19 protein-coding genes are annotated in these 25,556 nt (G+C 73.6%); 8 read left to right on the forward strand and 11 right to left on the reverse strand.

Annotated features, from left to right (window positions below):
• Positions 1-92 precede the first annotated feature (92 nt).
• Together ACX9TP_RS45625 and ACX9TP_RS45630 are read right to left on the reverse strand one after the other, a co-directional pair.
• Positions 93-2,384 carry a hybrid sensor histidine kinase/response regulator gene (locus ACX9TP_RS45625; protein WP_482982330.1) on the reverse strand — a complete coding sequence of 764 codons (2,292 nt, stop codon included), beginning with the start codon at positions 2,382-2,384 and terminating at the stop codon, positions 93-95.
• 264 nt (positions 2,385-2,648) lie between these two features.
• Positions 2,649-5,528, reverse strand: coding sequence for a TonB family protein (locus ACX9TP_RS45630; protein ID WP_482976999.1), 2,880 nt, complete (start codon positions 5,526-5,528; stop codon positions 2,649-2,651).
• A 285-nt stretch (positions 5,529-5,813) separates the two neighbouring features.
• On the opposite strand from ACX9TP_RS45630, the gene ACX9TP_RS45635 reads away from it, so the two are divergent.
• The 3 genes from ACX9TP_RS45635 to ACX9TP_RS45645 all read left to right on the forward strand — a co-directional run bounded on the left by ACX9TP_RS45635 (position 5,814) and on the right by ACX9TP_RS45645 (position 9,362).
• On the forward strand, positions 5,814-7,370 hold the full coding sequence (locus tag ACX9TP_RS45635) for an OmpA family protein (protein ID WP_482977000.1): 1,557 nt from the start codon (positions 5,814-5,816) through the stop codon (positions 7,368-7,370).
• On the forward strand, positions 7,367-8,254 hold the full coding sequence (locus tag ACX9TP_RS45640; protein WP_482977001.1) for a hypothetical protein: 888 nt from the start codon (positions 7,367-7,369) through the stop codon (positions 8,252-8,254). The genes ACX9TP_RS45635 and ACX9TP_RS45640 overlap by 4 nt, the downstream gene beginning before the upstream one ends.
• 496 nt (positions 8,255-8,750) lie before the next feature.
• Positions 8,751-9,362 carry a TIGR02265 family protein gene (locus ACX9TP_RS45645; protein WP_482977002.1) on the forward strand — a complete coding sequence of 204 codons (612 nt, stop codon included), beginning with the start codon at positions 8,751-8,753 and terminating at the stop codon, positions 9,360-9,362.
• A 93-nt stretch (positions 9,363-9,455) separates the two neighbouring features.
• On the opposite strand, the gene ACX9TP_RS45650 is transcribed toward ACX9TP_RS45645, so the two are convergent.
• Together ACX9TP_RS45650 and ACX9TP_RS45655 are read right to left on the reverse strand one after the other, a co-directional pair.
• The gene (locus tag ACX9TP_RS45650; RefSeq protein WP_324289983.1) at positions 9,456-9,860 is read right to left on the reverse strand and encodes a helix-turn-helix domain-containing protein; all 405 of its coding nucleotides are present in this window, start codon (positions 9,858-9,860) and stop codon (positions 9,456-9,458) included.
• Between the two features lie 348 nt (positions 9,861-10,208).
• Positions 10,209-10,670: a hypothetical protein gene (locus ACX9TP_RS45655; RefSeq protein ID WP_482977003.1), complete on the reverse strand. Its 462-nt coding sequence runs from the start codon at positions 10,668-10,670 to the stop codon at positions 10,209-10,211.
• Between the two features lie 389 nt (positions 10,671-11,059).
• Here ACX9TP_RS45655 and ACX9TP_RS45660 point away from each other — a divergent pair, with 389 nt between their 5' ends.
• A complete protein-coding gene (locus ACX9TP_RS45660) occupies positions 11,060-12,202 on the forward strand; it encodes a serine/threonine-protein kinase (protein ID WP_482977004.1) in 1,143 nt (380 codons plus the stop codon).
• Positions 12,203-12,310: 108 nt separating this feature from the next.
• Positions 12,311-12,679, forward strand: coding sequence for a response regulator (locus tag ACX9TP_RS45665; RefSeq protein ID WP_482977005.1), 369 nt, complete (start codon positions 12,311-12,313; stop codon positions 12,677-12,679).
• Between the two features lie 17 nt (positions 12,680-12,696).
• On the opposite strand, the gene ACX9TP_RS45670 is transcribed toward ACX9TP_RS45665, so the two are convergent.
• From ACX9TP_RS45670 to ACX9TP_RS45680, 3 genes are all read right to left on the reverse strand, one after another.
• Entirely contained in the window at positions 12,697-15,144 is a 2,448-nt protein-coding gene (locus ACX9TP_RS45670) for a PAS domain S-box protein (protein WP_482977006.1), read from the reverse strand.
• Positions 15,145-15,225: 81 nt separating this feature from the next.
• Positions 15,226-15,612 (reverse strand): response regulator, encoded by a 387-nt coding sequence (locus ACX9TP_RS45675; protein WP_482977007.1) that lies wholly within the window; start codon positions 15,610-15,612, stop codon positions 15,226-15,228.
• 79 nt (positions 15,613-15,691) lie between these two features.
• Entirely contained in the window at positions 15,692-15,943 is a 252-nt protein-coding gene (locus tag ACX9TP_RS45680) for a hypothetical protein (protein ID WP_482977008.1), read from the reverse strand.
• 194 nt (positions 15,944-16,137) lie between these two features.
• Here ACX9TP_RS45680 and ACX9TP_RS45685 point away from each other — a divergent pair, with 194 nt between their 5' ends.
• A complete protein-coding gene (locus ACX9TP_RS45685) occupies positions 16,138-16,857 on the forward strand; it encodes a response regulator (RefSeq protein ID WP_482977009.1) in 720 nt (239 codons plus the stop codon).
• Between the two features lie 3 nt (positions 16,858-16,860).
• Here the strand turns inward: ACX9TP_RS45685 and ACX9TP_RS45690 are convergent, their stop codons facing one another.
• The 4 genes from ACX9TP_RS45690 to ACX9TP_RS45705 all read right to left on the reverse strand — a co-directional run bounded on the left by ACX9TP_RS45690 (position 16,861) and on the right by ACX9TP_RS45705 (position 23,602).
• The gene (locus ACX9TP_RS45690) at positions 16,861-20,004 is read right to left on the reverse strand and encodes a bpX6 domain-containing protein (protein ID WP_482977010.1); all 3,144 of its coding nucleotides are present in this window, start codon (positions 20,002-20,004) and stop codon (positions 16,861-16,863) included.
• A complete protein-coding gene (locus ACX9TP_RS45695) occupies positions 20,001-21,833 on the reverse strand; it encodes a serine/threonine-protein kinase (RefSeq protein ID WP_482977011.1) in 1,833 nt (610 codons plus the stop codon). Before ACX9TP_RS45695 ends, ACX9TP_RS45690 begins: the two co-directional genes overlap by 4 nt.
• Positions 21,830-22,264 (reverse strand): bpX5 domain-containing protein, encoded by a 435-nt coding sequence (locus tag ACX9TP_RS45700; RefSeq protein WP_482977012.1) that lies wholly within the window; start codon positions 22,262-22,264, stop codon positions 21,830-21,832. The genes ACX9TP_RS45695 and ACX9TP_RS45700 overlap by 4 nt, the downstream gene beginning before the upstream one ends.
• A 165-nt stretch (positions 22,265-22,429) precedes the next feature.
• On the reverse strand, positions 22,430-23,602 hold the full coding sequence (locus ACX9TP_RS45705; RefSeq protein WP_482977013.1) for an AAA family ATPase: 1,173 nt from the start codon (positions 23,600-23,602) through the stop codon (positions 22,430-22,432).
• A gap of 171 nt (positions 23,603-23,773) precedes the next feature.
• Here ACX9TP_RS45705 and ACX9TP_RS45710 point away from each other — a divergent pair, with 171 nt between their 5' ends.
• Together ACX9TP_RS45710 and ACX9TP_RS45715 are read left to right on the forward strand one after the other, a co-directional pair.
• Positions 23,774-24,367, forward strand: coding sequence for a hypothetical protein (locus ACX9TP_RS45710; protein WP_482977014.1), 594 nt, complete (start codon positions 23,774-23,776; stop codon positions 24,365-24,367).
• Positions 24,368-24,525: 158 nt separating this feature from the next.
• Positions 24,526-25,488 carry a hypothetical protein gene (locus tag ACX9TP_RS45715; protein WP_482977015.1) on the forward strand — a complete coding sequence of 321 codons (963 nt, stop codon included), beginning with the start codon at positions 24,526-24,528 and terminating at the stop codon, positions 25,486-25,488.
• Positions 25,489-25,556 lie beyond the last annotated feature (68 nt).

Here is a 25,556-nt window from a genome sequence, read left to right on the forward strand (position 1 = left end):
GTCAGAGGTTGCCGCTCCGTGACTGCGAGGGGTCACTGGGACCCCACCCTACTCCAGGCTCCGTGCGGGTACAGCGGCACGGCAAGCGCGGCTCAGGCGCCGTGCCGGGGCAGCCGCACGGTGAAGGTGGTGCCGTGCTCCTCGGAGGACACCACGTCCACGCCGCCGCCGTGGCCACGGACGATGTCGCGGACGATGTAGAGCCCCAGGCCGATGCTCCGGCTGGACTGGCCCTCCTTCAGCGTGCCGCGCGTCATCGGCTCGAACAGGCGCGGCAGCAGCTCCGCGGGAATGGGCGTGCCACCGTTGAAGACGGACAGCAGCGCCGTGTCCCCGTCCAGCCGCGCGCCCACCCGCACCGGCGCGCCGGGAGGGCTGTACGTCAGCGCGTTGCTCAAGAGGTTCGTCAGCGCCTGCGAGATGCGGTCCGAATCCCACTCACCCTTCAGCTCGGACGCCACATCCAGCTCCACGTGCCGCCCGGGGTGCGCCACCAGCACCTCGTCCACCACCTGGTGCACCACGTCCTTCAGGTCCGTGGCCTGCCGGTGCAGCGCGATTCCGCCGCCCAGCCGCGCCTTGGTGAAGTCCAGCAGGTCGCGAATCATCCGCGCCGCGCGCTCGGTGGCCTGGTTGATGCGCACCACCATGCGCTTCTGCGAGTCGGACAGCTCGCCCTTCTTCTCCATCAGCCCCGCGGACATGGAGATGGCCGCCAGCGGGTTGCGCAGGTCATGCGAGACGATGCCCACCAGCTGCTGCTCGAACTCGGCCCGCCGCCGCAGCTCCTCCTGCGCGCGCCGCTGCTCCGTGAACAGGCGCGCGTTCTCGATGGAGATGGCCGCCTTCGCCGCCAGCTCCTCCAGCAGCCCCAGGTCGTCCCGTGTGAACGGCGGCCGGCCCGGACTGAAGCGGCACAGCGTCAGCACGCCCACCACGCGGCCCTGCATGCGCAGCGGCACGCCCACCAGGCTGTGCATGGGGAAGCGCCGGCCCGCCTCCTGCCGCTCCGGCTGCAGCATGGCCAGCAGCGCCTCCTGCGTCAGGACCGGGATGAGCTGGGACTGGCCGGACTCCAGCACGCGCCCGCTGAAGCCCTCGCCGGAGCGCAGCGGCATCTGGAGCACCGAGCGGTAGAGCGCCTCCGCCTCCGGATTCTCGTGGTGGAAGGTCTGGAGCTCCAGCCGCTCTCCGTCAGCGGACAGGAGGTAGAGCGCACACGCCTCCGCGAGCTGCCGCGCCACGTACCGGGCGATGGTGTCCAGCAGTCCTTCCAGGTCGCGGTTGGTGACGCTGAACGCGTCCGACGCCTCACCCAGCAACCGCAGCCGCGCGGCCGAGGCGCGCGCCTGCTCGTGGGCCCGGCGCTCGTCGGTGGACAGCCGCACCCGCTCCAGCGCCTGCGCGCACGCGTGCGCCAGCGCGGTGAAGAAGGCCCGGTCCATCTCCGTGAAGGCGCGCGGGCGGGCAAAGGACAGACCGATGGCGCCCACCGCCCGGCCCTTCACCAGCAGCGGCAGCGAGACAGCCGCCTCGTGCACGCCGCGCGCGTCCACGTCCGGATAGTGCTCCTGCCACTCCTCCAGCGAGCCCAGCCACACGGGCCGCTGCTCCCGCACCGACCGGGTGAGGGGAATGGGCGAGGACAGCGGCATCCGGCGCCACTGCGCCAGCACCGCTTCCGAGTAGCCGATGGAGTCCACGACTTCGAGCGCCTCGCCGGCCTCGTCCAGCAGGTTGACGGCCGCCGCCTTGGCTCCGGCCGCCACCAACCCCTGCTCGAAGAGGGCGCGGCAGACCTCCTCCACCGTCCCCGCCTCGGACAGGCAGGCGGCGAAGTCGCGCAGCCGGTCGATGTAGCCGGACGCCCGCAGCGCGGCGTCGCGCGCCTCGGCCTCCTTCTGCTTCAGGAGCTCCGACTGGCGCCGCACCTGCTGCTGCGCGCGGAACAGGTCTACGAAGACGGACACCTTCGAGCGCAGCACCTCCGGCGGGAAGGGCTTCTGCAGGAAGTCCACCGCGCCGGCGGAGTAGCCGGTGATGAGCTCCACGTCGTCCCGGCCGTAGGCGGTGAGGAAGATGATGGGGACGTTGCGCGTGCGCTCGCGCTGCTTGATGAGCGCCGCGGTCTCGAAGCCGCTCAGCCCCGCCATGCGCACGTCGAGCAGGATGACGGCGTACTCCTCGCGCAGCAGGAAGCGCAGCGCCTGCTCACCGGAGGGCGCCTTGTCCATCCGCACGCCGAGCGGCTCGAGGATGGCCTCCAGCGACACCAGGTTGGCGGGGTTGTCATCCACCATCAGCACCGCGGGCGCATCGCTTCCCGCCAGGACGGCGTGGTGCGAGGACTCGTCGGGGGGCGGCAGCAGCTCTGGCGCCAGCATGAGGTTCGGCGCTGTCACCGCATGGCGGCGAGCGGGAACCCCCAGTCGCGCAATCCACTCGGCCATCGTCGGAATCCCGTCCTGGAACATGAAGAGGTCACCTGGGTGTTCGGCGGTCCGGAGTGCGTCCGGGCCCATGACTCCCCGAGGGCGGGGCCCCTGGGAACAAGCCTGAGCTTACGATTACACCGCTGCGGCGGGGCGCGTGCCCCGCACGGCGGCGGGGCGGGCGGGTAAGCGTGCGCTATCCATCATTCCCCCTGCTCAATAGCGGCCCTTCACTCCGAGGATGGGCAGGACGACGGGCAGCCCGACGGCCTCCTTGGTGAGCGGCCGTCCGCCACCGCCGTTGTACTCGAAGCCCACCGTCTCCCGGCTGATGGTGACGTTGAGCATGTCCAGGTACGCCTCCAGGTTGAAGGAGTCGTAGACCCACGCCTTGGACAGCCGCAGGTCGAAGCGGAAGAAGCCCGGCAGCCGGTCCACCTCGTCCCGGTCCGACTTCACCCACGCGGGCCGGCGCGCGTCGTCCTCGCCCTGGCGGTGCGTCTGCGTGCCCAGGGCGCCGTACTCCGGGCGGCCGCTGTTGAAGTGCACCACCCCGCCCACCGTGATGCTGTTGGAGAACTTGTAGCTGAGCACCAGGTTGACGATGTGCGTCTGGTCGAAGACGAAGGGCAGGTCCTTCTCGGCCTCGCCAATGACGTTGCCCGCGCCGTCGTGGCGGTAGAAGCGCGTGAGGCGGGTGCTGCGCTGCAGCGTGTAGGAGAGCCACCCGAACCAGTTGTTCCCCAGCGGGTGGCGGATGAGCACCTCCAACCCGTACGCCAGGCCGTTGCTGGTGAAGTCCGGGAAGTCGATGTCGCCCCGGTCCGGGATGAGGCCGCCGCCGTCATCGTCGTCGTCCTCCTCCTGGAAGGCGCGGCGCAGGGCGCGCGCCTGGCGGGCCCCCTTCGTCACGTCCACGTCGTCGGGCAGGTCGGGGTCCACGTCGTCCACCAGGCCCTCGTCGGAGAAGGGCGTCAGCTCGATGGTGCGCACCATGGGGTTGACGTAGACGTCCAGGCCCACCTCCAGCCCCCGCCACGCCTTCCACTCGGCGCCCGCGGAGACCTGGATGCCCTCCTGGAGCCCGAGCAGCAGGCTGCCCACGTCCACCACGGGCAGGCTGATGAGGGAGGTGGGCGGCTGGTGGAAGAGGCCCGCGCCGCCCTTGAGGGTGAGCGTCTCCGACATCTTCCTGCGCACGGTGAGGCGCGGCTCCAGCGCGGCGTGGTCGATGCCGGGCGACAGGTGGTAGTTGTCCATGCGCAGGCCGGGCACCACGGACCACTTGTCGTCGGGCTGCCACACCACTTCCGCGTACGCGCCCATGAAGGTGCCCAGCGCGACGGGCGCCGTCTCCACCTCCTCGGAGCTGTCCCGCGTCTCGTCGAAGATGTCGACGATGGCGCGCTTGGAGTCGATGTCCGCGCCGCCGCGCAGCGAGAGCGTCGGGGACACCGTCATCGTGTAGCCCAGGCGCGCGGACAGGGTGCCCTGGTCGATGTAGATGGCGTTGGCGTTGTCGGCCACGTCCTCGTTGATGATGGAGAAGCGGTCCAGCCCCCACGTGGCGCCCACCTCGAGCTCGCCGGGGCCCACCGGGTGGCGGTAGCGCAGGTCCACGCGGTGGAAGATGATGGACTGGAGCGCCGTGGTGCTGAAGTCGTCCTGCGCCTCGCTGCCGAAGGTGTCCGAGGACCCGAAGGCGAACAGCCGCAGCTTGCCCTTCCCGATGTCCTGCTCGATGCGGCCCTGGTAGTCCCAGAAGTCCAGCACCACCTTCGGGTTCTCCCGGCCCGGCGCGGGCGGGGCCTGGAGGCTGTTGGCCGCGAGCGCGATGATCCACGGCGTGTACGAATAGCGGCCGGCGAGGCTGACGTTGGTGCGGGTGTCCTCGAAGGGCGTCTCGATGAAGAAGCCCGCGTTGATGAGGTCCGCGTAGGCGCTGCCGTGGACGCCGTCGTCGCGCGGGCGGCTCAGGCGCCCTTCGATGGCGCCGCCCATCAGCCGCCCGTACTTCGGCGGCGGCGTGCCCGGATAGAAGTCGATGGCGTCGATGAAGTCCGGGTGGATGACGGCGGGGCCGAGGAACAGGTGGAAGAGGATGGGGACGCGGATGCCGTCGAGGAAGTAGCCCGTGGACGAGGGCTGGCTGCCGCGCACCACCGGGTAGGCCACGCCGGACAGCATGCTGCCCACGCCCGGCATCAGCATGACGACGCGGAACGGGTCGCCCATGGTGCCGGGCACCTCGCGCAGCTCCGCGTCGTGCAGCGTGACGCGGCTCACCTCGGTGCGGTCCCTGTCTCCGCGCACCACCGTCTCGTAGGGATTGATGACGAGCGGCTCCAGCCCGTACACCACTTCCAGCGCCTCCTTCGCGTTGAGCTTCTCGCGGAAGACGAAGGGCTTGTGGCCTGGCGCCACCACGCGGACCTTGTGCGAGCCCGCGGGCCAGCGCGCCTCGAAGCGGCCATGCTCGTCCGCCTGCACCGGCGCGTCCGGCAGCGCATCCGACAGCAGCGTGGCGCCGGCGATGGGACGGCGGTTGCCGCGGGTGCGCACCAGGCCGCGCAGCGTGACGGGCCCTTCGGGTGCCACGCCGCCGTCCACGCCCGCCAGCGGCACGGGGGCCTCGAAGCGGTACTCGAAGAACAGGCGCACGCGCACCGGCAGCCCGTCCAGCGTGGCCGGGTTGAAGCGCAGCGAGGGCGCGGCATGCAGCGCGGCCCGGTCCAGCTGCGGGTGCAGCGAGTCCACCAGCGAGGCGGACTCCACCTCGCCCGCCTCGTCGATGAGCAGCTCCAGCTTCACCACGCCCGCCACGCCCTCCGCCGCGAGCTGCGGCGGGTACGGCGCGGGCGAGTCCGCCACCAGCGCCGGCGGCACGAAGGCCTGCTGCGGCGTGCCCGCGTCCGCGGCGGACTCCGCCCCCGAGGCGGCGGCGCCCGGGTCCACGGCCCAGCCCGCGTCCGTGTGCGACAGCTCCCGCTCGACTTCCCGAGGGCCGGCCACGGCCGCGTCGGGCGCGCCGACGTCCTGCGCCCGGGCCGCCAGCGCCGGCACGAGCAGCGCGAGCGCCACCACGAGCGCGCACATCCGGGGACGCCCCCTCCGCCTCTGTCCACGAGTCATGTGCTTCACGATGTTTTTCGAGTCGGCCCCTGGCCCCATGAGGCCAGGGACGGGCCAGGGTGACAAGCGCCCCCGGGCAAAGGCCCACGCCTGACTGCTCTCATCCCGTCGAAGTTCCCCGCTTCCGTCAGCGGGTGGACGATGTGGGAGTCCTCGTCGGGGGAAGGACACGCGGGTCGACCACCGGGGCGGGAGGACGCGGGCGGGGGTGCTCCCCACCTTCTTCTCCACCCCGGAGAACCCCCCTCCATGAGACTCACATCCCCTTCGACCTGGAGCCGGCTGGCGTGCGCCGTGCTGTCGCTCCTCTCGGGCACGGCCGCCGTGGCCGCCGAGCCGCTGCCCGCCTTCGACCTCGAGCGCCTCACCGTGACGCCCACCTCGCGCGGTGCGCTGCTGGGCTCGGACGGCCTGCTGCTGGAGCCGGGCGCGCTGCGGCTGGCGGTGGTGACGCACTACCAGCACCACCCGCTCGTCATGGTGCGTGACGGGCGCCGCGTGGGTGAGGTGGTGCGCGAGCGCGCGCTGCTGCACCTGGCGGTGGCCGTCGCGCCGCACCCGCGCCTGGAGGTGGGCGCGGCGGTGCCGGTGCTGCTGGGCCAGGGCGGCATGTCGCTGGCGGCGCTGGGCGTGGGAGAGCTGCGGCGCTCCGGCATCGGAACGCCGCTGGTGCGCGCGCGCGTGGGCCTGCTGCGCGAGGCGGATGGCGCGCTGGTGGACCTGGCGGCGGAGGTGGACGCGGGCCTGCCGCTGGGGCGGCGCGAGGCGCTCATGGGCGACGGGCGCTGGAGCGTGACGCCGCGCCTCGCGGCGGGCCGGACGTTCGACCGGATGCGCGTGTCGGTGGAGGCGGGCACGCGGCTGCGGGAGCGCGTGCAGGTGGGCACGCACGCGGTGGGCTCGGAGCTGCCCTTCGCGCTGGGGGTGACGAACGTGGACGGCACGCTGCGAGGCGAGCTGACCCTGCGCGCCGCCGCGCCGCTCAACGGCGGCGCCCTGTGGTCCGGCGAGGTGCTGGCCGGCGCGCGCTACCTCTTCAGCGAGCGCTTCGAGGTGTTCGCCCTGGGAGGCCCCGGCCTGGGCGTCGCCCCCGGCGTGCCCGTCTTCCGCGTGTTGATGGGCGTGGGCTTCGACCCGCTGCGCGTGAAGCAGGAGGCCCCTCCCGTCCCGCTGCCCGTGCTGGCGCGCGAGCCGGAGCCCGGCGGCGCGCGCGAAGGACTGCCCGGTGAGGACGCCCTGGCCGTGCTGGAGCCCGAGGTGGAGGACGGCGCGGCGCCGCCCGAGCCCGACGTCGAGGAGGTGCTGGACCAGGACGAGGACACCGTGGCGGACGGCATGGACAACTGCCCGCGCGAGCCCGGCCCGCCGTCCAACCAGGGCTGCCCGGAGTCGGTGCGACAGGTGGTCTACCTCACCGAGAAGACGCTGGAGATTACCGAGCGCATCTTCTTCGCCTTCGACCGCGCGGAGGTGCTGCCGCGCTCCTACCCGCTGATGGACCAGGTGGCGAAGGTGCTGCGCGAGCACCCGGAGCTGGAGCGGGTGGTGGTGGAGGGGCACACGGACAACATCGGCCCGGCCTCGTACAACCGGCGCCTGTCCCAGGCGCGCGCGGAGTCGGTGTGCCGGCAACTGGAGCGGCGCGGCGTGGAGGGGACGCGGCTGCGCGCGGTGGGCCGGGGCCCGGACGTGCCCGCGGACACCAACGACACCACCGCCGGACGCGAGCGCAACCGCCGCGTGGAGTTCCACATCACCCCACCCGCCACCGCGATGCCGGGCAGCGCCCGGGAGGCCACGCCATGATTGCCCCGCCGACGTTCGACCTGGTGCGCGCCGGGGTGGCGCGCGTGGCCGGCTGGCTCGTGCTGCTGGGGATGGCGCTGCTGTGCGTGCCGGCCGCCTTCGCCGGCGAATGGGATGAAGTGGAGACCTACCTCCTCACCCATCCGGATGAGCTCACGACGTCCACCACGGCCGACTTCACCTTCACGTCCAACGCGGACGAACCGGAAGACGCCGAGTTCTGGTGCATGCTGGATGAAGAGGAGCAGTTCGTGCCCTGCCACGACGGCACCTGGCACGGCGAGGGCCTCGCGCTGGGGCTGCACACCTTCCGGGTGTACGCGTTCAACCGGCGGACGAACAAGGTGGACGAGTCGCCCGCCCTCTGGGAGTGGACGGTGGGGGAAGTCCCGCCGCCGCTCGACGCCGGCAGCCCGGGCGGTGATGGCGGCGTGCCCGAAGGTGACGCGGGGACGGGCGCGGATGGCGGCCCGTCCGGCGGCGACGCGGGCACGGGCGACACCGACGGCGGCACGCCCGCGGGTGACGCGGGAGCGGACGGGGGCGCGTCCGGAAGCGATGCGGGCCCCGCGGCCCACGACGGGGGCCCTTCCGGCGACGTGGATGGGGGGACGAACCCGGGAGGCGACGTGGACGGTGGGACGAACCCGGGAGGTAGTGAGGACGCGGGCACCGCGGACGGAGACGGGGGCACCGCGGACGGAGACGGGGGCGCGGGCGATGACGGGGGACGGCCGGACCCCGTGCCTCCGGACGACACGCCGGGTGCCGAAGCGCTGGACTACCTGGGCGCGGGCATGGGCTGCACCGGCGCGCCGGCCCCGGGCGCAATCGCGGGGCTGGTGCTCCTGGTGCTCGCGCTGCGCCGGCGGCGCGGGCACTGACACCCCGAGCGGGGCCAACGGAGGGGGCGAGCGGCTCAGGCCCGGCGCTGGGAGCGACACGGCACGGCCCACAGTGTGGGCATCCACCGAGTCCCCCAGCGCCAACCCGGCAGCCAGCCCCCGGTGCGCCCCGCCGGGAGGCCCTGCGACTCTCGGAGTCGCAATTCCTCACACCGATACAGTGGGGAGGCGGACCGCACCCCGGGGGAATCCCTTACACCGAGACACCGCCCGAGCCTGCATGGCCGCACTGCCGGCAAAGACATGCAGCACGCGCAAAGACTGCATTTGCCTTTCAAGAAACCATTTGTTAACTGAACACTACCTCAATCGCGGAAAAACAGCGTACGCGGGAACCCGATTCGAGGCCGCTCCGTCGCACACGGCGCCACCCCTCCCCTCTTCAAGTGCGGACACGCGCAAGCTGCGTGCGGCACCCGACTGCCCATCCCCGCCCATGCAACCGCATCTCTCGCTGAAGCCGGAACCCGACGTCATGACAACCCTCCGGGTCCGCCCCATGGCCCCGGAGGTGGAGCGCTCGCTGAAGCAGCGGTGCGCGCTGGCCACGCCCGAGGACACCACCCGCGGCATGTTCTTCCGGGGCGTCCTGGAGACGGTGCGGCGGCTGGGCGGCCCCGCGCTGGAGGCGGAGTGCCGGAAGCTGCTGCCGGAGAAGCGCTACCTCGACTTCTACTCCTACCCCGTCACCCACTTCCTGCAGCTCTCCTTCCTTGCGGCGCACGTGCTCGCGGACGCGTGCGGGGGCTTCGAGGAGGCCCACCGCCGCCTGGGCCAGCAGGCCACGCACGACTTCTTCGAGTCCGTCGCGGGGAGGACGCTGCGGATGCTCGCCCGCGACGAACCCCGGCTGCTCCTCGAGCAGCTCCACACGGCCTTCCGCCTGTCGGTGAGCTACGGCGAGCGCGGCATGACGTGGACGGGGCCGACGAGCGGCAGCTTCACCATGAAGCGCAACTTCATGCCGCCCGCGTACCACGAGGGCGTCCTCGCCGCGGTGCTGGAGGCGGGGGGCGCGCGGGACATCGAGGTCCACGGGCGCGACACCGGCGTGCTCACAATGGAGTACGCGGTGTCCTGGCGCTGAGGGCGCGCCGAAAGACAGACACCCGCCCGGAACGCCTGCTCCGGGCAGGGGCCGGGCGCACCGCCGGAGCCGGGCGCACCGCAGGGGCCGGGCTCACCGCTGGGGGAGGATGGCGGCGGCGACCTGGTTCATCAGCTTGAGCTGGCCGCGCGACATGCGGCGCAGCGTCCGCAGCAGCCGGCGCATCTCCGGCAGGTGGTCCTTGTCCCGGGACTCGTCCTCCCACAGGGCCGCGCCCACGGACGCCGCCGTGACGAGCCCCATGCCCACGTCCGCGGACAGCCGCAGGGCCAGGCACAGCCGGAACAGGGTGGGCACGCTGGGCATCATCTTCCCGCGCTCCATGCGCCCGTACACCTCCGCCGCGATGCCGATGCGCTCCGCGACGTCCGCCTGCGTCAGCCCCGCGCGCAGCCGCGCAATCCGGGCCTCCTCGCCAACACTCGCCGCCAGGCGCCGCTCCAGTTGCTGACGCGACTTCCTCGCGCGGTCCGTCACACTGCGGAGCCGGGGCCGCCTGCGGGGGGTAGCGGAACCTTCAGGGTGGGTCTTCACCACGTCAACCTTCTGAGTTCGGACCGAAGCCACGGCCTGAGCAGGAACAAGCCGCCCCCGGTCGCGGGCTTCCCGACTTATAACCCAGCAAGTCAGCAGGCGATATACCGATATGGCGGGTAGTGTATCCGCCCCGGGGAGCCCCGCCGCGCCCCCACCCGCCCCGTCCCCCCGCGCCTGGGACAGTGCGTGTATCCCACCTGGGACTACATCCCGGATTTCCCCCTCGAATCCCCCGACGCACCCCACCCGGGGAGTCACTCCCCGGGTAGGGCGGCGCCAGGCCGGTGGCTACAGCAGCGAGCAGAGCAGGCCGTGGTCCGTCGTGCCCTGCGGGCAGCCGGTGCCCTGGCAGAAGGCCGGGCCGGAGTCGACGGCGGGCCGGCCGAGCAGCGCCGGGACGCGGACGTCGCACGTGCCGGTGGCGGCGTTGCCGGCGCCGTCCCGGACCTCGTAGGTGAAGGTGTAGACGCGGCCGTTGCCCAGCAGCGCGGCCTCGGCGCGGACCATGGCGGACTTGCGGTCCGGGCTCAGCTGGATGTCATCGCAGGCCAGCACCCGCAGCAGCGACAGGGCGTCGTCCTGCTCGTCGGAGTGGACGCGGGTGAGGGTTGCCGCCTGCTGCATGTCGAGCGTCCCCCCGCAGTTGTCCTCCCGGAAGATGCCGTCCCCGTCCGCGACGACGAACACCTTCGTGGTGCCCTCCGGCAAGATGAGCGAGCCGGCCGCGGTGGCCTCGCACGAGGCGGCCACGTCCAGCGCGGACAGGTCCAGGCCCCCAGCGCCACCCGCTGCCCCACCGGCGCGGAGGAGGCTTCCGGAGGAAGGCCGCCCTCACGACCGCCAAGGAGGAACAGCGCCGCGAGCGCGGGGAGCGCATGACTGCGTGACATCGTTGAAACCCAACCCACTCCCAGCTCAAAGACAGCCATTCCCGTCATGGACGGCAGACGGGACGCACGCCGGGCGGCGTCCGGCGGGTGTCTGTCTTGATATTGATTGATTCCAGGCCCCCGGTGCGCGGCCCGGGCGGAGGTGCGGGGCGGGGCACTACCCACAGGGTGACTTCCGGAAACAGGACGACCATACTCGGAAGGTGAGCCGGCCGACGTGGGAGGTCCGCCGGCCCCAGGAGAGCCGCCATGTCGTCCCTGCCGTCCGAAGTCCCCCCGCCGCCACAGGTGCTGCTGCGCTCCGGCCGCACGACCTACGAGTTCGTCCGCATGCTGGGCCCCGCCCACCACGGGGAGCTGGTGCTCACCCGGCGCCTGTATGACCGGGGCTTCGGCGGCTATGCCGTCCTCAAGCGCCCGCTGCACGCGGTGGACGGGGCCCCGCGCCGGCTGCTGGAGGAGGGGCGCCTCAGCGCGCAGCTGCACCACCCCAACCTCGTCGCCGTGCACCACCTCAAGGGCCCCGACGACGCGCCGGTGCTCGTCTTCGAGCACACGCCCGGCCACCGCCTGGACGCGCTCCTGGAGGCCTCCACCCGCGCGCGGCTCCCCTTCTCGGAGGGCTTCGCCCTCTACGTCACCGCGGAAGTCGCGGACGCGCTCCACCACGCCCACGGCCTCATGGACGAGCACGGCCGCGCGCTGGAGGTGGTGCACCGCGACGTGGGCCCCCACAATGTCCTCGTCACCGAGCACGGCGCGGTGAAGCTGCTGGACTTCGGCGCCGCCTGGTCCCGGCTGCCGGGACGCGTGGCCACCGACGGGCCGGACCTGCCGGGAAGCCTCGCCTACGCGGCGCCCGAGCACGTGGCCAAGCTGGGCCTGGACGCGCGCGCGGACCTGTTCGCCCTGGGCATCGTCCTGCTCCAACTGCTCACCGGCCGCCACCTCTTCGAGGGCGCGGACCGCTTCGACGCCGAAGCCCGCCGCCGCGAGCGCGCGCGCGTCCGGGACTCCGCCTCCCTTCAGCCGGGGCTGGACGCCGCCATGCACGAGGCCGTCCGCCACGCCGCCACGCACGAGCTGACGAAACGCATCCTCGCCTACTCCCGGGCGGACCTGGAGGACGCCACGCGCGCGGTGCCCGCCCCCCTCGTGCCCGTCGTCCAGAAGGCGCTCGCCCCGGACCGGGCCGAGCGCTTCACCACCGCCGCGGAGCTGGCCCGCGCCCTGCGCGAGCACCTGCGCCGCACCGGCCAGTCCTTCGGTCGCGCGGAGGCCCTCGCGGAGCTGGCCGGCCTGCGCTACGCCGCGCTGCGCGTCCAGGGCGGCGAGTCCCCCGAGGAAGCCACGGAAGACCGGCTCCTCCCGGAAGACGACACCACCGCCTGACACCCCACCTCCCCAGCGTGTCCTCCCGGACACTCCGGGCGTCGGCGGGAGGACGCCTTCACAGTACGGCCCTGGCGGCCAGTGGACCCCGGTACAAGGCTGGGGCCCATGTCCACGCCCAGCCTCGTCCTCCTGGTGGAAGATCACGCCGACAGCCGCGAGCTGCTGGAGGAATTCCTCACGCTGGAGGGCTTCCAGGTGGAGACGGCGGGCAACGGCCTGTCCGCGTGGGAGCGCCTGCGCCGCCCGCCCATGCCGGACGCGGTGCTGCTGGACCTGATGATGCCGGTGATGAGCGGCTGGGAGCTGATGCGCCACGTGCGCGAGGACACGCGGCTGCGCGCCCTGCCGGTGGTGGTGGTGTCCGGCGCGGGCAGCTCGCAGCCGCTGCCCGAGGGCGTGCGCGCCACCGTGCCCAAGCCGGTGGACCTGGGCGAGCTGCGCGACACGCTGACGCGCGTGGTGGGGATGAACTGAGGGCGGGCGGCTGACCTTCAGTCCGGCGGCGCGCGAGGCAGCGTCACCCGGAAGGTGGTGCCCTCCTCGGAGACGGAGCGCACCTCGATGCGTCCGCCGTGGCCCTTCACCACCTGCTCGACGATGTAGAGCCCCAGCCCCAGGCCGGCGCCCGAGCCCCCCGCGTGGCCGGCGGAGACGCCGCGCCGGAACGGGTCGAAAAGGCGCGGCAGCATCTCCGGCGCAATGGGCTCACCCCCGTTGTGGACCTCCAGCACCACCGCGTCGCCCGCGTCCGACAGGCGGAAGGTGACGGGGGACTCGGGCGGGCCGTACTGGAGCGCGTTGCCGCCCAGGTTGCTCACCACCTGCAGCAGCCGGTCCGCGTCCCACTGGCCCTCGTAGCGGCCCGGCTCCACCTGCACGCGCAGGCTGCGCTCCGGCCACGCCGCCTCCAGCTCCTCCACGCCCTGCCGCACCACCGCGCGCACGTCCCCGGCCACGCGTTGAACCGGGATGCCGCCGCCCAGCCGTCCCCGGGTGAAGTCCAGCAGCTCCGAAATCATGCGCCGCATCCGGTCCGCGGAGCGGGCCAGCCGGGTGACGAGCCGCCGCTCGCGCTCGGCCAGTGTCTCGCTGTGCAGCAGCTGCGTGGCGGACAGCTGGATGGCGTTGAGGGGGTTGCGCAAGTCGTGGCTGACGATGGCGATGAGCCGCTCGCCGAAGAGGGCGGCCTGCAGGGCGGCCTCCTGCGCGCGGCGCCGCTCGGTGACGTCCACCATGGTGGCCACGGCGGCGACGATGGCGCCGTCCCTGTCGCGGATGGGCGCGCTGGAGACGAGCACCGTCAACCGCTGGCCGTCCGCGCGCGGCAGGAGCAGCTCCTCGCCGCGCACCACCTCGCCGTGGAGGACGCTGCGCATCAGCGGCCGCTCCTCGGGAGTGTACGGCCGCCCGTCGGGGTGCAGCACCTCGGGGTAGCCGCGCGTGGCGTCCTCCGCCGCGGAGGACGCGTGGAAGGACTGGCCGGTGAGCACCTCCACCTGCCGGTTGGTCATCAACAGCCGCCCGCCGGGGGCCTCGGCGATGAAGACGCCGGCGGGCATCTGGTCCAGCACCGAGGCCAGCCGCGCCCGCTCTGCCTCGATCGCCGCCAGGAGCCGCTGCCGGTCCACCTCCACCGAGCGCCGCTGGGTGATGTCCAGCACGGTGGCCACGCGCTGCACCACGCGGCCCGTCTCGTCGCGGAAGGCCGTCACGTGGGAGAAGGCGGGGAAGCGGCTGCCGTCCTTGCGGACGTGGAGCGACTCGTACTCGTGGGAGAGCTTGGAGTGCGCGGCGGACACGTGCCGGGGCAGCGCGCCTCGCGCCTCGGGCGCGAAGGTGTCCTCCAGCGACCGCCCCTTCAGCTCCTCCGGCGTGTACCCGTGCATGCGCGCGAAGGCGGGATTCACGTCGCGCAGGATGTTGTCCTCCGCGCTCACCAGCGCCACGCCCACGCCCAGCCGGGTGAAGACCTCCTCCCAGCGCCGCAGGCCGGCCTCGCTCTCGCGCAGCCGTGCCAGGGACGCCTCCGCCTCGGCGCGCGCCTGGCGCTCGCGGGCATGGGCCTGCGCCTGGGACAACAGCGCGGTGGCGCGCGCCGCCATGGCCCGGAACAGCAGCAGGTCCTCCTCGGACAGCTCGCTGGTGGCGCGGCTGCCCATCAGCGCCACGCCCAGCAGCTCCGCGTCCAGCACCAGGGGCACGCCGTACAGCGCGCGCAGGCCCGCCTCGCGCAGCGTGCGCTCCCCCACCCGCGCGTCCGTGCCCGCCTCGTGCACCAGCAGCGGCTGGCGCGAGGCGGCGATGGTGCCGCTGAAGCCCTCGCCCACCGGCACCCGGGCGCCGGGCTCCAGGCCCTCGCCCACCACGCTCTCCACGCGCAGCCCGTCCCCGTCGCGCAGCAGCACCGCGGCCACGTCCACCGCGGCCACCGTCTCGCGCAGCACGCGTAGCAGGCGCGGGAGGAAGCCGGCCACGTCCTCGCTGCCCAGGGCGGCGGTGCTGATGCGGTCCAGGGCCTGCAGCGTGCGCTCGCGCGCGCGGGTGTAGCGGCTGACGGAGGCGGCCACCGCCTCGTCCATGGCCTCGTGGAAGAGGCGCTCCGCCTCGGGGCCGGGGACGGCCTCGGCCCGGCTCGTCCACAGCCGCAGCACGCAGCCGCGCAGCAGGCGGTACTCCGTCACCACCTGCCGCAGGTCGAAGCCCTCTCCCAGCCGCTCCAGCGCGTGCAGGTCCGGAATGGCGCCCAGCCCCGAGGCCACCCCGCCCTCGGGCCGCTCGCGCATCAGCATGGCGACGACTTCCAGCAGCCGGGGCAGGCCGTCGCGCAGCGCGAGCCGCGACAGGGCCCGAGCCGCGGGCAGGGCGCGCACCTCCGCCTCCCACGCCTCCATGATGGCGTCCCGGTGCTGGAGGAGGAAGTCGGCCAGGGGGGTGGACACGGTGGCGGGCAATTAAGTCCCCGGAGCGCCCGCCGACAACCGCAATCCGCGCGGAGTGCCGTGCAGCGAAAGCGCGGGGCCTCAGCCCTGGGCGCAGAAGCCGGCCACGGTGTCCAGCAAGACGGGAATCTCGAAGGGCTTGCGCAGCATGGCCCGGGCGCCCTCGGGCGGCTCGCTCACCGAGGCGGAGAACACCACGACGGGGACCTGGCTCAGCCCGGGGTCCGCGCGCACGTGCTCCATGAAGGCGAAGCCGTCCATGACGGGCATCATCAAGTCCAGCAGCACGAGGCAGGGGCGCGCGCCCTGGTGCCCCAGCTCCCCGAAGACATGCAGGGCGTCCTGGCCATTCTCCGCCACGTGCACCTCGAAGCCCGCGTCCTCCAGGATGTCGGCGACGGCGGCGCGCAGGTCCGCGTCGTCCTCCACCACGAGGACCGAGCCGACACCAGGGACGGAGATTTCCATTCCATGACGGTAATACCCCTGGCTGACATGGAGCCCCGGTCCACACCGGCCAGAGGGCCGCCTGCCCGGCGGCCTCCGCTCAGCGCACGTGCCCGTGTGGAGGCTGCATGTGCGTCAGGCGCAGCAGGCCGTGGCCCAGCTCCAGGTGGTAGCGGACGCGGAAGCCCGAGTCGAGCACCACCAGTCCGGCCCGCCCGGTGACGAGCGGCCCGTCGAGCGGGAGACCGGCGGCGAGCGCACCGAGCTCCGACTGCAGCTGCTCCCGCACCGCGGACGGACACCCGCGGAGGGTGCGCAGTGCCCGGGGCTCGAGCTGGAAGCGGAGGGCCATGGTGCGTCCAGACTGACCAGTTCCATCCTGCGGAACAAGCCGTACCGCGGGTCCAATGCGGCCGTCGGCTTCCGAGGCCATGCGGGGGGGTGTCCCCCACACTTCGCTGTGCGGTGCGAGACATCCCGCCCCTGTCCTCCAGGAAACGGGGGGGTCATTTCCTGTCTGGCTCAAAGTCTTCGTCCGGAGTAATCATGCTCCGCTCGCGACCGAGCATTCGCGCCATGTCCCGGCCCGCCCACCATCTGCTCCTCGTCGAGGACGACTCCACCTGGCGACAACGCCTGGGGGACGCCGCTCGCGCGGAGGGCATCCACGTCTCCCACGCCTCGGATGGGGTGGAAGCGCTGGAGTGGCTGAAGACCCACCCGCGCGCCGGGCACCCGGACCTCATCCTGTTGGACCTGGTGCTGCCGCGGATGGACGGCTGGGAGCTGTACGGCCAGCTGCGGACGAACGAGCGGCTGCGGCACCTGAACGTGCTGATGTTCTCCGGCTCTCTGAACGGCGAGGAGCCGCCGCTCGGGGGCGTGGTGGGCTACCTGCGCAAGCCCGCCGCTCCGGAGGCGATGCTGGACGAGCTGCGCGCGCGGCTGCGGCACCTGCCCGAGCCCGAGCTCCGCGAGCCCCGCGGGCCCTATGCGCTGCGACTCCAGGAGCACGTGGCGCTCTCGCTGGACCTGCTGCCCCGGGCCCAGTGCCATGGGATGCGGCTGCACCTGCTGCGCGCGGCGGAGCTGGTGGGCACGGAGCTGCCCATGACGTCCACGTGGCTGATGGCGCTGCCGGGCGAGCCTCCCGCGCTGCTGGTGACGGTGGGGGGCGTGCGGGTGGTGCTGGAGGTGGACGACGAGCAGCGCGTGCTCACCGCCTCCTCCATCGAGCTTCCGCCAGACCTGCTCCGCCTGTCCTGAGCGTCACCGCACGGCCACGTGCCGGGCGAGGCCCTCCTCCAGGTCCAGCCACAGCACCCGGCCGCGCGCGTCGAAGGCCAGCAGCGCGGTGGTGGTGAGGCGCACCTGGGGCCCGCTGTCCCCCTCGAAGACGAGCAGGGCGCGCTCGGTGCCGCGTGCGTCCGTCAGGTGGAGCTGCCAGTGGCCGGTGCAGCGCAGCACGTCCACCCGCCAGTTCTCGGAGAGGTGGAGCTGCTGACGTCCGGCGCGGTGGCTCTCCGGTGGCATCGCCGAGCGGGTCCCCGCGGGCTTCAGCCAGAAGGTGCGCAGCTCGAACCGCGGGGGGGTGCGCGCGTCGGGCGCCTCTGTGAAGCGTGGGTCGTGGACCGGGGTGTCGGCGACCACGGCCGCCTCGCCATCCGCGGTCAGCGAGCAGAACGGGGGGATGTTCCCGAAGGAGCGGTTGTCGGGCGTCAGCGAGGTACGGGCGCGCAGCGTGGGTCCCTGCGGCAAGTCGTAGGTCCACCGCTCCTGCGCCTTGACGACGAAGCTGAGCCGCCCGGCATCCACGGCCATCGCGAACACGGAGCGGCTTTGGAAGTCCGGCACCCGCCAGAGCGCGCGCAAGTCCCTGGCGAGCGCGTCCACCATCATCACCGTGCAGTGGGAGAAGACAAACCAGACGCTGCCGTCGTAGGTGGGGGCCCAGGCGTGCACCTCCGCGTCGCACCACGGGGTGGCCCGGCGCGCCACCAGGTCCAGGCGCGACAGGCGCTGCACCTCGCCGCGCGGCGCGAGCGCCAGGGCCCGGTCTCCGTGGACGGAAGGCACCAGCGCGAAGGCTGGCACGTCGAAGTGCGCCACCGGCTGTCCGTCCGCGCGCACCAGCCGCGCGCCCGCCTCCCCCAGCGCGAGCAGGAGCCGGCCGTCCGGCAGCGCCACCGCGTCGTGGACGGGGAAGGCGCCGTCGTCCGTCTCGCGGACGGTGGCGTGGACGGGAGGGCGGGACACGTCGGTGCTCCACTCGGTGCGGGAGCGCTCCGTCAGCGGGGGCAGGTCCGAGCGCAGCGTGCCGTCGGGGGCGTCGCGCAGCAGGCGGTTGAGGAAGTCGGAGGTGAAGCGGGCCCGGCCCGCGGCCCTGTCCCGCAGCAGCGCGCGCACCGTGGGCACCACCAGCGCGGTGCGGCCCACGGAGGGCGACTCGCCGGCCAGCGTGAGGGCGAAGGCGAAGCGCTCGGGGGCGCGCTCCGGAGCATCGTCGTCGAGCAATTCGCGCACCCGGGCCCGTGCCGCCGCGAGCCCGTCGGGGAAGGCGGTGACCCACAGCGCGAGCAGCCGCGCGCCGCTCGCGCCGCCGCACGCGACGCCGCGCTCCACCCAGCCGCGCGCCAGCTCGCGGGCGTCGGTGATGGGCCACACCGCCTGCACCGCACGGGCCCAGTCGCCGGACTCGGCGAGCGTCTCGCCCCACAGCAGGCGCAGCACGCGGGCCTCCTCCGGGTGCGTGCGCTCCAGGCGCAGCACCGCGTCCGCGAAGGCGCCGCCGCGCCGGGCGATGGCCGTCGCGCGCGCCACGTCCCTCGCGAGGAACCACTGGCGCACCACCAGGCCCGGGGACAGGTTGCGGCCCTCGGCCAGCTCGGCGGCCAGCTTGAAACGACCGTGCCGCTCCAGGAAGGAGACGGCCTCCTCGTGCGCGCCCAGCAGCTCGGCCAGGATGAAGGCCGCCTCGTCGATGCGGCCCTCGCGCTCGAAGCGGCGGAAGGCGTCGCGGTAGCGCTCCTTGAGGGCGGAGAACAGCGCCTCGCCCCCGGCGAAGACGGAGGCGGCGCCGCCCCGGGAGGGCTGGATGGAGAGCGACTCGCGCGGGCCGGGCACGCCGAGCGCGATGCGCGCGTCCTCCGTCAGCGCGTTGGTGCCCAGGGGGATGGCGTAGCGCAGCGCCTCCTGGAGGTTGCCCTCCTCGAAGAGGTCGAAGAGGCGGCGCACGTACTCCGCCTTGCGCCGTCCCAGCAGCTCGCCGAGCGGCGTGTTGCGCAGCATCCACTCCGACAGGCGGGACAACATGCCGGGCCCGGAAGGTTCCGGCGGAGGGCCGGAGGGCGCGGCGCCGGACCTGCCACCGGCGCCGGCGGTGGCGCCGTCCATGTGCTCGTCGGTGGGGGCGAAGTACGCCCAGAGCCGGCTCAGCAGCGAGGGACGGCGCGGCTTCGACGCAGCGGAGCCGCGCCGCGGGCCGCCCGCCGCGCCGCGAGCCCCAGAGGGCAGCGACTGCGCGGGCGCGCCCCGCTGGAACCACGCGGCGAGCCGGGAGAGCAGGCCAGGCCCGCGGGCGACGCTCGAGACACCGGCTGGCGCCGCAGCACCCGAAGCCGTCCCGGACCGGAACGCCGCGCGCAGCCGCGCCAGCAACCCCGGACCGGACGCTCCCGCCGGAGAGCCAGCACCCGCGTCCCGCCCCGACCTCGCCGCGCGCAGCCGCGCCAGCAGGCCGGCGCGACGCACGGCGGTGGGTGCCCCCGCCTGGCCTGCTTCATGGCCACCGAAGAGCGCCGCGCGCAGCCGCGCCAGCAGGCCCGGCGGCTTCGCCACCACGAGGCCTTCCGGAGGAGGCCTGCCCTGCATGCGCGCGAGCATCACCTGCGCCTCGGGCGCGAGCGTAGGCACGGAGGAACCGAAGAACGCGCGCGTGGGTGGCGGCAGGGGCTCCAGCGCGGGCACCGGCGGCGGCGGCGCACCGAGTCCGCGCACGGGCAGCGTCACCCACGCGGACACGTCGAGCCACTCCGACAGGTCCACCGCGCGAGCGCCCGTCAGCACGTGGACGTGGGCCCGGCCCGCGCGCACCAGCACCACCGTGCCGTCGCGCAGGTCCGGGTGCCCGCGCTCGGCGGCCGACAGCGGCGCGGAGGAGAGGACGCCCTGCTCCAGCGTGAGCGGCAACCCCGGCGCGGAGTCACTGGCGACGGCGCACGGCCGCGACAGGCGCAGCAGGTAGCCCCCGGCCACGGAGAACACGGCGGAGCCCGGCGTCCACGTGGCGAGCACGCGGCGCCGTGCCTCGCCCTCACCGAGCAGCGCGGGGTCGAACCAGAGCGCGGAGGCCCGCACGGTGCCCCGGTGCAGGTGCCTCCGGGGACGCAGCGGCGTGGAGGTCGTGCCCATCATCCCGCCCTCGGCATCGCCTGGTAGAGGATGCCGCCCTCGCGCAGGTTGCTCAGCACCAGCGTGCCCCCTCTCAGCATCCACCCGAGCACCGGCAGCCCATGGCTGACCTCCGCGTGCATCACTCCGTCCCAGGCCACCGTCAGCCGGTAGCGGGCCTGCGGACTGATGAGCCACAGCGTGCGCCGGTCCTCGTCGAGCACCAGCAGCCCGGGGTCCTTCGGGGCGTCGCGGCACGTGCCCACGCCGACCACGCTCATGTCCGTGGAGAAGTGGATTTCCTGTGCCTCACCCGAGCGGAACAGCCGCCAGGTGCCCGGCTCGTCGCGCACCGCGAGCAGGCCCGCGTCGGGGTGGGCGGACTCGTCCGTGTAGCCGAAGTACGCGTCACCGTCCTCTCCGCCGAGCAGCACGTGGCGCACGCGGTCCTTCTCCACGACGCCGAGCCAGGCGCCAGACGACTGCGTCTCCGACTCCGACATCCGGGGGCGCCCCACGAAGACCACCTTGCGGTTCACCTCGGCCGCGGCGGTGACACCCTGGGCCACGAGGAAGACGCTGATGCGCCGCGTGGTCCGGTCCTCCTCGACGAGGTAGAGGTTCTCGTCCACGCCGGTCAGCAGCAGGCGCTCGTTGCCGTTGGAGTCCTCGCAGCTCAGCAGCCGGCCCGGCTTCCCGCCACCCGTCGGCGGCGGGAGCTGCACGGGCGTGAGCTCGCACTGGAAGATGTTCGTGTTCAGCGTGCTGCGCGAGGAGCCCCGGAGCTGGCCGTGGAGCATGTACTCGCCCTCGCGCATCGACAGGATGACGAGGCCTCCGTTGTGGCGCCAGCCGGTGCCCAGCACCACCTGCCCCGGAAGCGGCGTCACCCGGCGGGCCTTGGGCACGGTGGCGCGGATGGAGTGCGGAATGGCCATGGCGCCCACGCTGCCGTCCTCGCGGTAGAGCAGCAGCCGCTTGCCATCCGCGGAGAAGGAGAACGTGCGCAGCGGAGCCGAGGGCTGCGCGGGGCGCGGTGTCACCGGTGGCGCGACGCGGGGCTGCTGGAGCGGGGCTCTGAGCAGACGCACGCTGGTGTCGGGCGGCGGCAGGTCCAGCAGCACGGAGCGCGAGGCGCGCGACGCGGGCCGCACGTCCACGGTGAGCTGACGGGTGCCGGGGACCAGCACCTCGGCCACCTCCACGCGGGACAGGCCGGTGGCCTTCGGCAGCCGGGACAGGCGCGCGTCGCCCACGAGCCACGCATCCTCCGGGGCGGCGTCGAGCGACAGCGCGTCCCGCCACGCGGCGAGCCGCTCATCCGTGGAAGGCGCCAGGTCTCTCGCGGCGAGCCAGGGATTGAGGGTGCTCGCCGTCACCTCGGAGAAGGCGCCCTTGCCGGGGTCGGACTGGAGCACGGCCCAAGTGAAGGCGGCGCCCGCGGCCTCGGCGCGACGGGACAGGACGATGAGGAGCGCGAGGTGCGCGATGCGCGGAGCGCCGAGCTGGTCCGGCCCCGCGTCCAGCAGCGCCACGGTGCGGCGGGCCCCCTGCGGCTGGCGGAACGCGGGCTTGAGGAAGGACAGCTCGCCGAAGGCCGCGCGACGCACCAGCTCGTCCGGAGACTCGAGGGCCCACAGCCACTCGCTCACCAGCATCCGGTCGTAGGTGCCGCGTCGGGTGAGGCCGTCGTAGCCCTGAGGCTCGCCACCGTCAGCCTCGCCCCGGGGGCGCAGCGCGCCGAGCGCCGCGGACAGCCGCGCCACGTACGGGCCCAGGTGCAGGACCAGGTCATCGGGGAACAGGGAGAGCTGCGAGGCCCAGGGCCGCAGCGCCGGAGGCAGCGCGCTCATGGCGTCACCCCCGCGGTCCCCGGCGCTGGCTCCAGCCAGGCGGTGAGCGTGAGGCGGGCCACGGGCCGGGCCGCGCCCACCGGGACGAGGTGACCGGACGCGGGCAGCACCGCCACCGGAGGCCCCCCGTGCCCCACACGGGCGAGCAGCGCGCGCTCCAGCATCGACGCCGCCACGTCGGGCGCGAGCGCACACGGCATCAGCAGCGACGGCGCGGAGGAGTCCCTGCCGAGGTACACGGCGCCATCCACCCACGGCAGCGAGCCCGCGGGGCCCAGCAGGACGAGCACCCCCGTCCCGGCCACCCCGCTCCACTCCGCCAGCCGTGCGTCCGTCTCGGAGAGCACCCGGCGCGCGAGCGCGAGCGCCACGGCGCCCTCACCCGCGACGGCGAGCGGCTCCAGCGGCTCGGCCCGGGGTCCCCAACGCACCGGTACTCCTTCGCTACCCATGCCCGTCCCCCCTCATGCCGCGCCCATGCTCGGCAGAGGCCACTGATTCATCATACCCGCCGACACGCTCCAGCGACTCCGCCGCCGGGACTGCCAGCGGGGAGCAGCGACGCGAGCCCGTGAAGCCGACTGACCGTGCGGCGCTCAGGCCGCCACGCCCGGCGCGGCAATGGGTGCCTCGGACACCAGCGCCGCGGACACCTGGGCCCGCAGGGCCTTGAGGTCCTCGGGCATGGCCTCGGGCGCGAAGCCCGCGTCCATCTCCCGCGCCACGCCCTCCAGCTTCAGCCGCCACGCGGCGAGCGCCTCCACGTCACCGTTCGCGGGCCGCTCCGAGAGCAGCACCTGTCCCGCCGTGGCGATGCGCTGCGCGCGAGCACGCGGGCCCGCGCTGGCCTCCAGCGCGGCGGCGGCCAGGGCCGGGTTCTCCGACGCCGCGAGCAAATCCCGCAGCACGTCGCGAGCCAGCGCCTGCGCCTCCTTCGTGGGCACGGCGTAGACGAGCGGCCACAGGTCCGCCGTCGTGGGCACGTGCCGTCCGGCGAGGGCCGCGGCGGAGGCGATGAGCTTCTGCACCTTCACCGCGCGGCGGTCGGACAGGCCGATGCCGGCCGAGCGCAGCGTGCGCAGCGCATGCGCCAGGAGCGGACGGACGGACGAGAGGTCCGCCTCGCGCGCCGCCCGGGCGAGCACGTCCAGGGACTCCAGCGAGGTGGAGCGCGCCTCGCCCTCGCCCCACAGCGAGGCACCGCCCGCGAGCAACTCCTCCAGCCGGGGGTCGGGCACGGGCTCGACGAAGATGCGCGCGAGGAAGCGGTCCGCGAAGGCGGCGAGCGAGTCGTCCTCGGGCAGCGCGTTGGACGCGCCCACGCAGACGCGCAGCGGGCAGCGCATGCGCGTGTGGCCGCGGCGGAAGGTGCGCTCGTTGAGGATGCCGAGCAGCGTGTTGAGGATGGCGGTGGAGCCGAGGAAGACCTCGTCGAGGAAGGCGACCTCGGCCTCGGGCAGCATGCCGGAGGTCTCCGTCTCCACGAGCCCCTCGCGCAGCTTGCGCAGGTCCACGGGGCCGAACAGCTCGGAGGGCTCGGTGAAGCGGCCCAGGAGGTACTCGAAGTAGGAGCCGCCGAGGGCGCGAGCGGTGCGGCGCACGGCCTCGCTCTTCGCGGTGCCGGGCGGGCCGATGACGAGCAGGTGCTCGCCGGCCACGGCGGACAGGGCGACGAGCTCCACCATGGCCTCGCGCTCGACGAGTCCGCGCCCCGCGTCGGTGAGGGCATCGCGGACGGCGGAGGCGGCGGCTTCGAAGGAGACGGACATGGGACGTGAGCCTAACCGCCGGACTCGACCGGCGCGAAGAGCGGCGCGTCCGGTGTGGGACTCGCCTGTGACTCTCCGTGACGGGGGTCCACTGGCGTTCATGACACGGACGCGCGGGGACGGGGCGACAGCGCTCCCGGGGAGCACACTCCCGGGTCTACACTGGAGCGCATGAGAAAGCTGTCGAAGTGGGTGGCACTGGCGGGTGTGCTGGGCCTGGGCACGGAGGCGATGGCGGACGGGTGGCACGGCTACACGTCGCTGGGCGCGGGCATCGCGCTGGACCACCTGAGCGGCTTCCACGCCAAGGGCGGGACGTTGCACGGCTATCTGGGGGTGGAGGCGCCGGTGGGACTGTCTCTGGGGCTGTTGGCGGAGGTCGCGGAGATGTGGGGCGAGAAGTTCCCGACGGCCGCGGACCCGAACCAGCTGGAGCGCTCGCAGTTCGACTACAAGGCGGTGGGCATCGAGGCGCGGCTGCGCTTCTTCCGGGACAAGCCCATCAACCCATGGGTGGGCGCGCGGCTGTCGAAGAGCTGGTCCAATCCGTTCACGCCGGATGACTTCGGCGAGCTGCGGCGCACGAAGTTCGACACCACGAGCATGGCCATCCGGGTGGGTATCGACGGCTGGTTCAGCGAGCGCTGGGGCGTGTCGGTGGCGTCGGCCATCCAGTTCTGCGATGTGCGAATCCCCGAGGACATCCAGGACGTGTGCTTCCGGCCGCTGCAGTCCGTGATTGCCGGTCCGGTGTTGCGGTTCTGAGCCTGCTCTCTTCCCCTCATGGGCGGGCGGCACGGCGGGCGTCAGCCTCCCCGCCAGCCCTCCCATAGGGGGAGCGTCCCGACTAGCCCCCAACTGTTCGTTCCGCGACGCACGCCTCACCTTCCCCGGCATCAGGCCCAGACCAGACGGGGTTGACCATGAAAGTCATTGGACCCATCGCGGCGGCGCTGCTGCTCGGCACCGGCTGTGCGCATGACCAGAGCAGACCCGCGGATTCGACGAGCAGACCCCCACCCACGCAGGGGACGAGCAGCTCGGGACAGCACGTCGGCCCGCGAGCAAGCGCGCCCACTCCCGAGCAACAGCCCGAGTACATCTGCTCGGTGGTGGGCACGGGCGGCTCAGGGCAGCAGTCCATGAGCGCCGCGCCGAAGCAGAAGCAGGAGGACTGTGAGGTGCAGGCCACGGGAGGCGCGGGGCTGAAGCAGTCCACGAGCCCGTTGGCATCCGACACCGCGTCGGAGGACACCACGGCAGGCAGCGCCGCGAAGCAGTCCGAGCAGAGCGAAGCCACCACCATCGGCGGTGCGGCACGGCAGTCGGCACAGAGCGCGGCCACCACGGTTGGCAGCGCGGCCCGGCAGCCCGCGACTCCGCCCGCTGCGGACACGTCGACCGAGACCACCGCCGTAGGTAGCGCGGCCCGGCAGCCCGCGACTCCGGACACGTCGACCGAGACCACCGCCATAGGCGGCGCGGCCCGGCAGCCCGCGACTCCGGACACGTCGACCGATACCACCGCCGCAGGCATCGCGGCCCGGCAGCCCGCGACGCCACCCGCTGCGGACACGTCGACCGAGACCACCGCCGCAGGCAGCGCGGCCCGGCAGCCCGCGACTCCGGACTCGTCGACCGAGGCCACCGCCGTAGGCAGCGCGGCCCGGCAGCCCGCCACTCCTCCGGCGCCGACGCCTTCGCCCGCGGCTCCGGACACCAGCGCCACGGCCCAGCAGCAGGCGGCACCGGAGCCGGAAACAGCGCCGACCCCTGACACCGACGAGGACGCCACGGGTATCGGCGGCGCGGGCCAGCAGTCCGAGGCCCCCGCCTCCCCGCCCGCGAGCGAAGACACGGGCCTTGCCGGAGGCGGTGGGGGCTGAGCGGTAACAGCCCCTCCTGACAAGGCCCGGAGACGCACGCCTTGCGCGGCGGCATCGGAAGCAGGTGG

This window comes from Pyxidicoccus sp. M15, from assembly GCF_056858435.1.

Excerpts from the sequence above, each read along its gene's own strand:
- ACX9TP_RS45705 (WP_482977013.1), bottom strand. The coding sequence starts at position 23,602 with ATGTCCGTCTCCTTCGAAGCCGCCGCCTCCGCCGTCCGCGATGCCCTC.
- ACX9TP_RS45635 (WP_482977000.1), top strand. The coding sequence starts at position 5,814 with ATGAGACTCACATCCCCTTCGACCTGGAGCCGGCTGGCGTGCGCCGTG.
- ACX9TP_RS45680 (WP_482977008.1), bottom strand. The coding sequence starts at position 15,943 with ATGGCCCTCCGCTTCCAGCTCGAGCCCCGGGCACTGCGCACCCTCCGC.
- ACX9TP_RS45630 (WP_482976999.1), bottom strand. The coding sequence starts at position 5,528 with ATGTGCGCGCTCGTGGTGGCGCTCGCGCTGCTCGTGCCGGCGCTGGCG.
- ACX9TP_RS45695 (WP_482977011.1), bottom strand. The coding sequence starts at position 21,833 with ATGAGCGCGCTGCCTCCGGCGCTGCGGCCCTGGGCCTCGCAGCTCTCC.
- ACX9TP_RS45625 (WP_482982330.1), bottom strand. The coding sequence starts at position 2,384 with ATGCTGGCGCCAGAGCTGCTGCCGCCCCCCGACGAGTCCTCGCACCAC.
- ACX9TP_RS45675 (WP_482977007.1), bottom strand. The coding sequence starts at position 15,612 with ATGGAAATCTCCGTCCCTGGTGTCGGCTCGGTCCTCGTGGTGGAGGAC.
- ACX9TP_RS45660 (WP_482977004.1), top strand. The coding sequence starts at position 11,060 with ATGTCGTCCCTGCCGTCCGAAGTCCCCCCGCCGCCACAGGTGCTGCTG.
- ACX9TP_RS45710 (WP_482977014.1), top strand. The coding sequence starts at position 23,774 with ATGAGAAAGCTGTCGAAGTGGGTGGCACTGGCGGGTGTGCTGGGCCTG.
- ACX9TP_RS45715 (WP_482977015.1), top strand. The coding sequence starts at position 24,526 with ATGAAAGTCATTGGACCCATCGCGGCGGCGCTGCTGCTCGGCACCGGC.
- ACX9TP_RS45645 (WP_482977002.1), top strand. The coding sequence starts at position 8,751 with ATGACAACCCTCCGGGTCCGCCCCATGGCCCCGGAGGTGGAGCGCTCG.
- ACX9TP_RS45665 (WP_482977005.1), top strand. The coding sequence starts at position 12,311 with ATGTCCACGCCCAGCCTCGTCCTCCTGGTGGAAGATCACGCCGACAGC.
- ACX9TP_RS45640 (WP_482977001.1), top strand. The coding sequence starts at position 7,367 with ATGATTGCCCCGCCGACGTTCGACCTGGTGCGCGCCGGGGTGGCGCGC.
- ACX9TP_RS45690 (WP_482977010.1), bottom strand. The coding sequence starts at position 20,004 with ATGATGGGCACGACCTCCACGCCGCTGCGTCCCCGGAGGCACCTGCAC.
- ACX9TP_RS45685 (WP_482977009.1), top strand. The coding sequence starts at position 16,138 with ATGCTCCGCTCGCGACCGAGCATTCGCGCCATGTCCCGGCCCGCCCAC.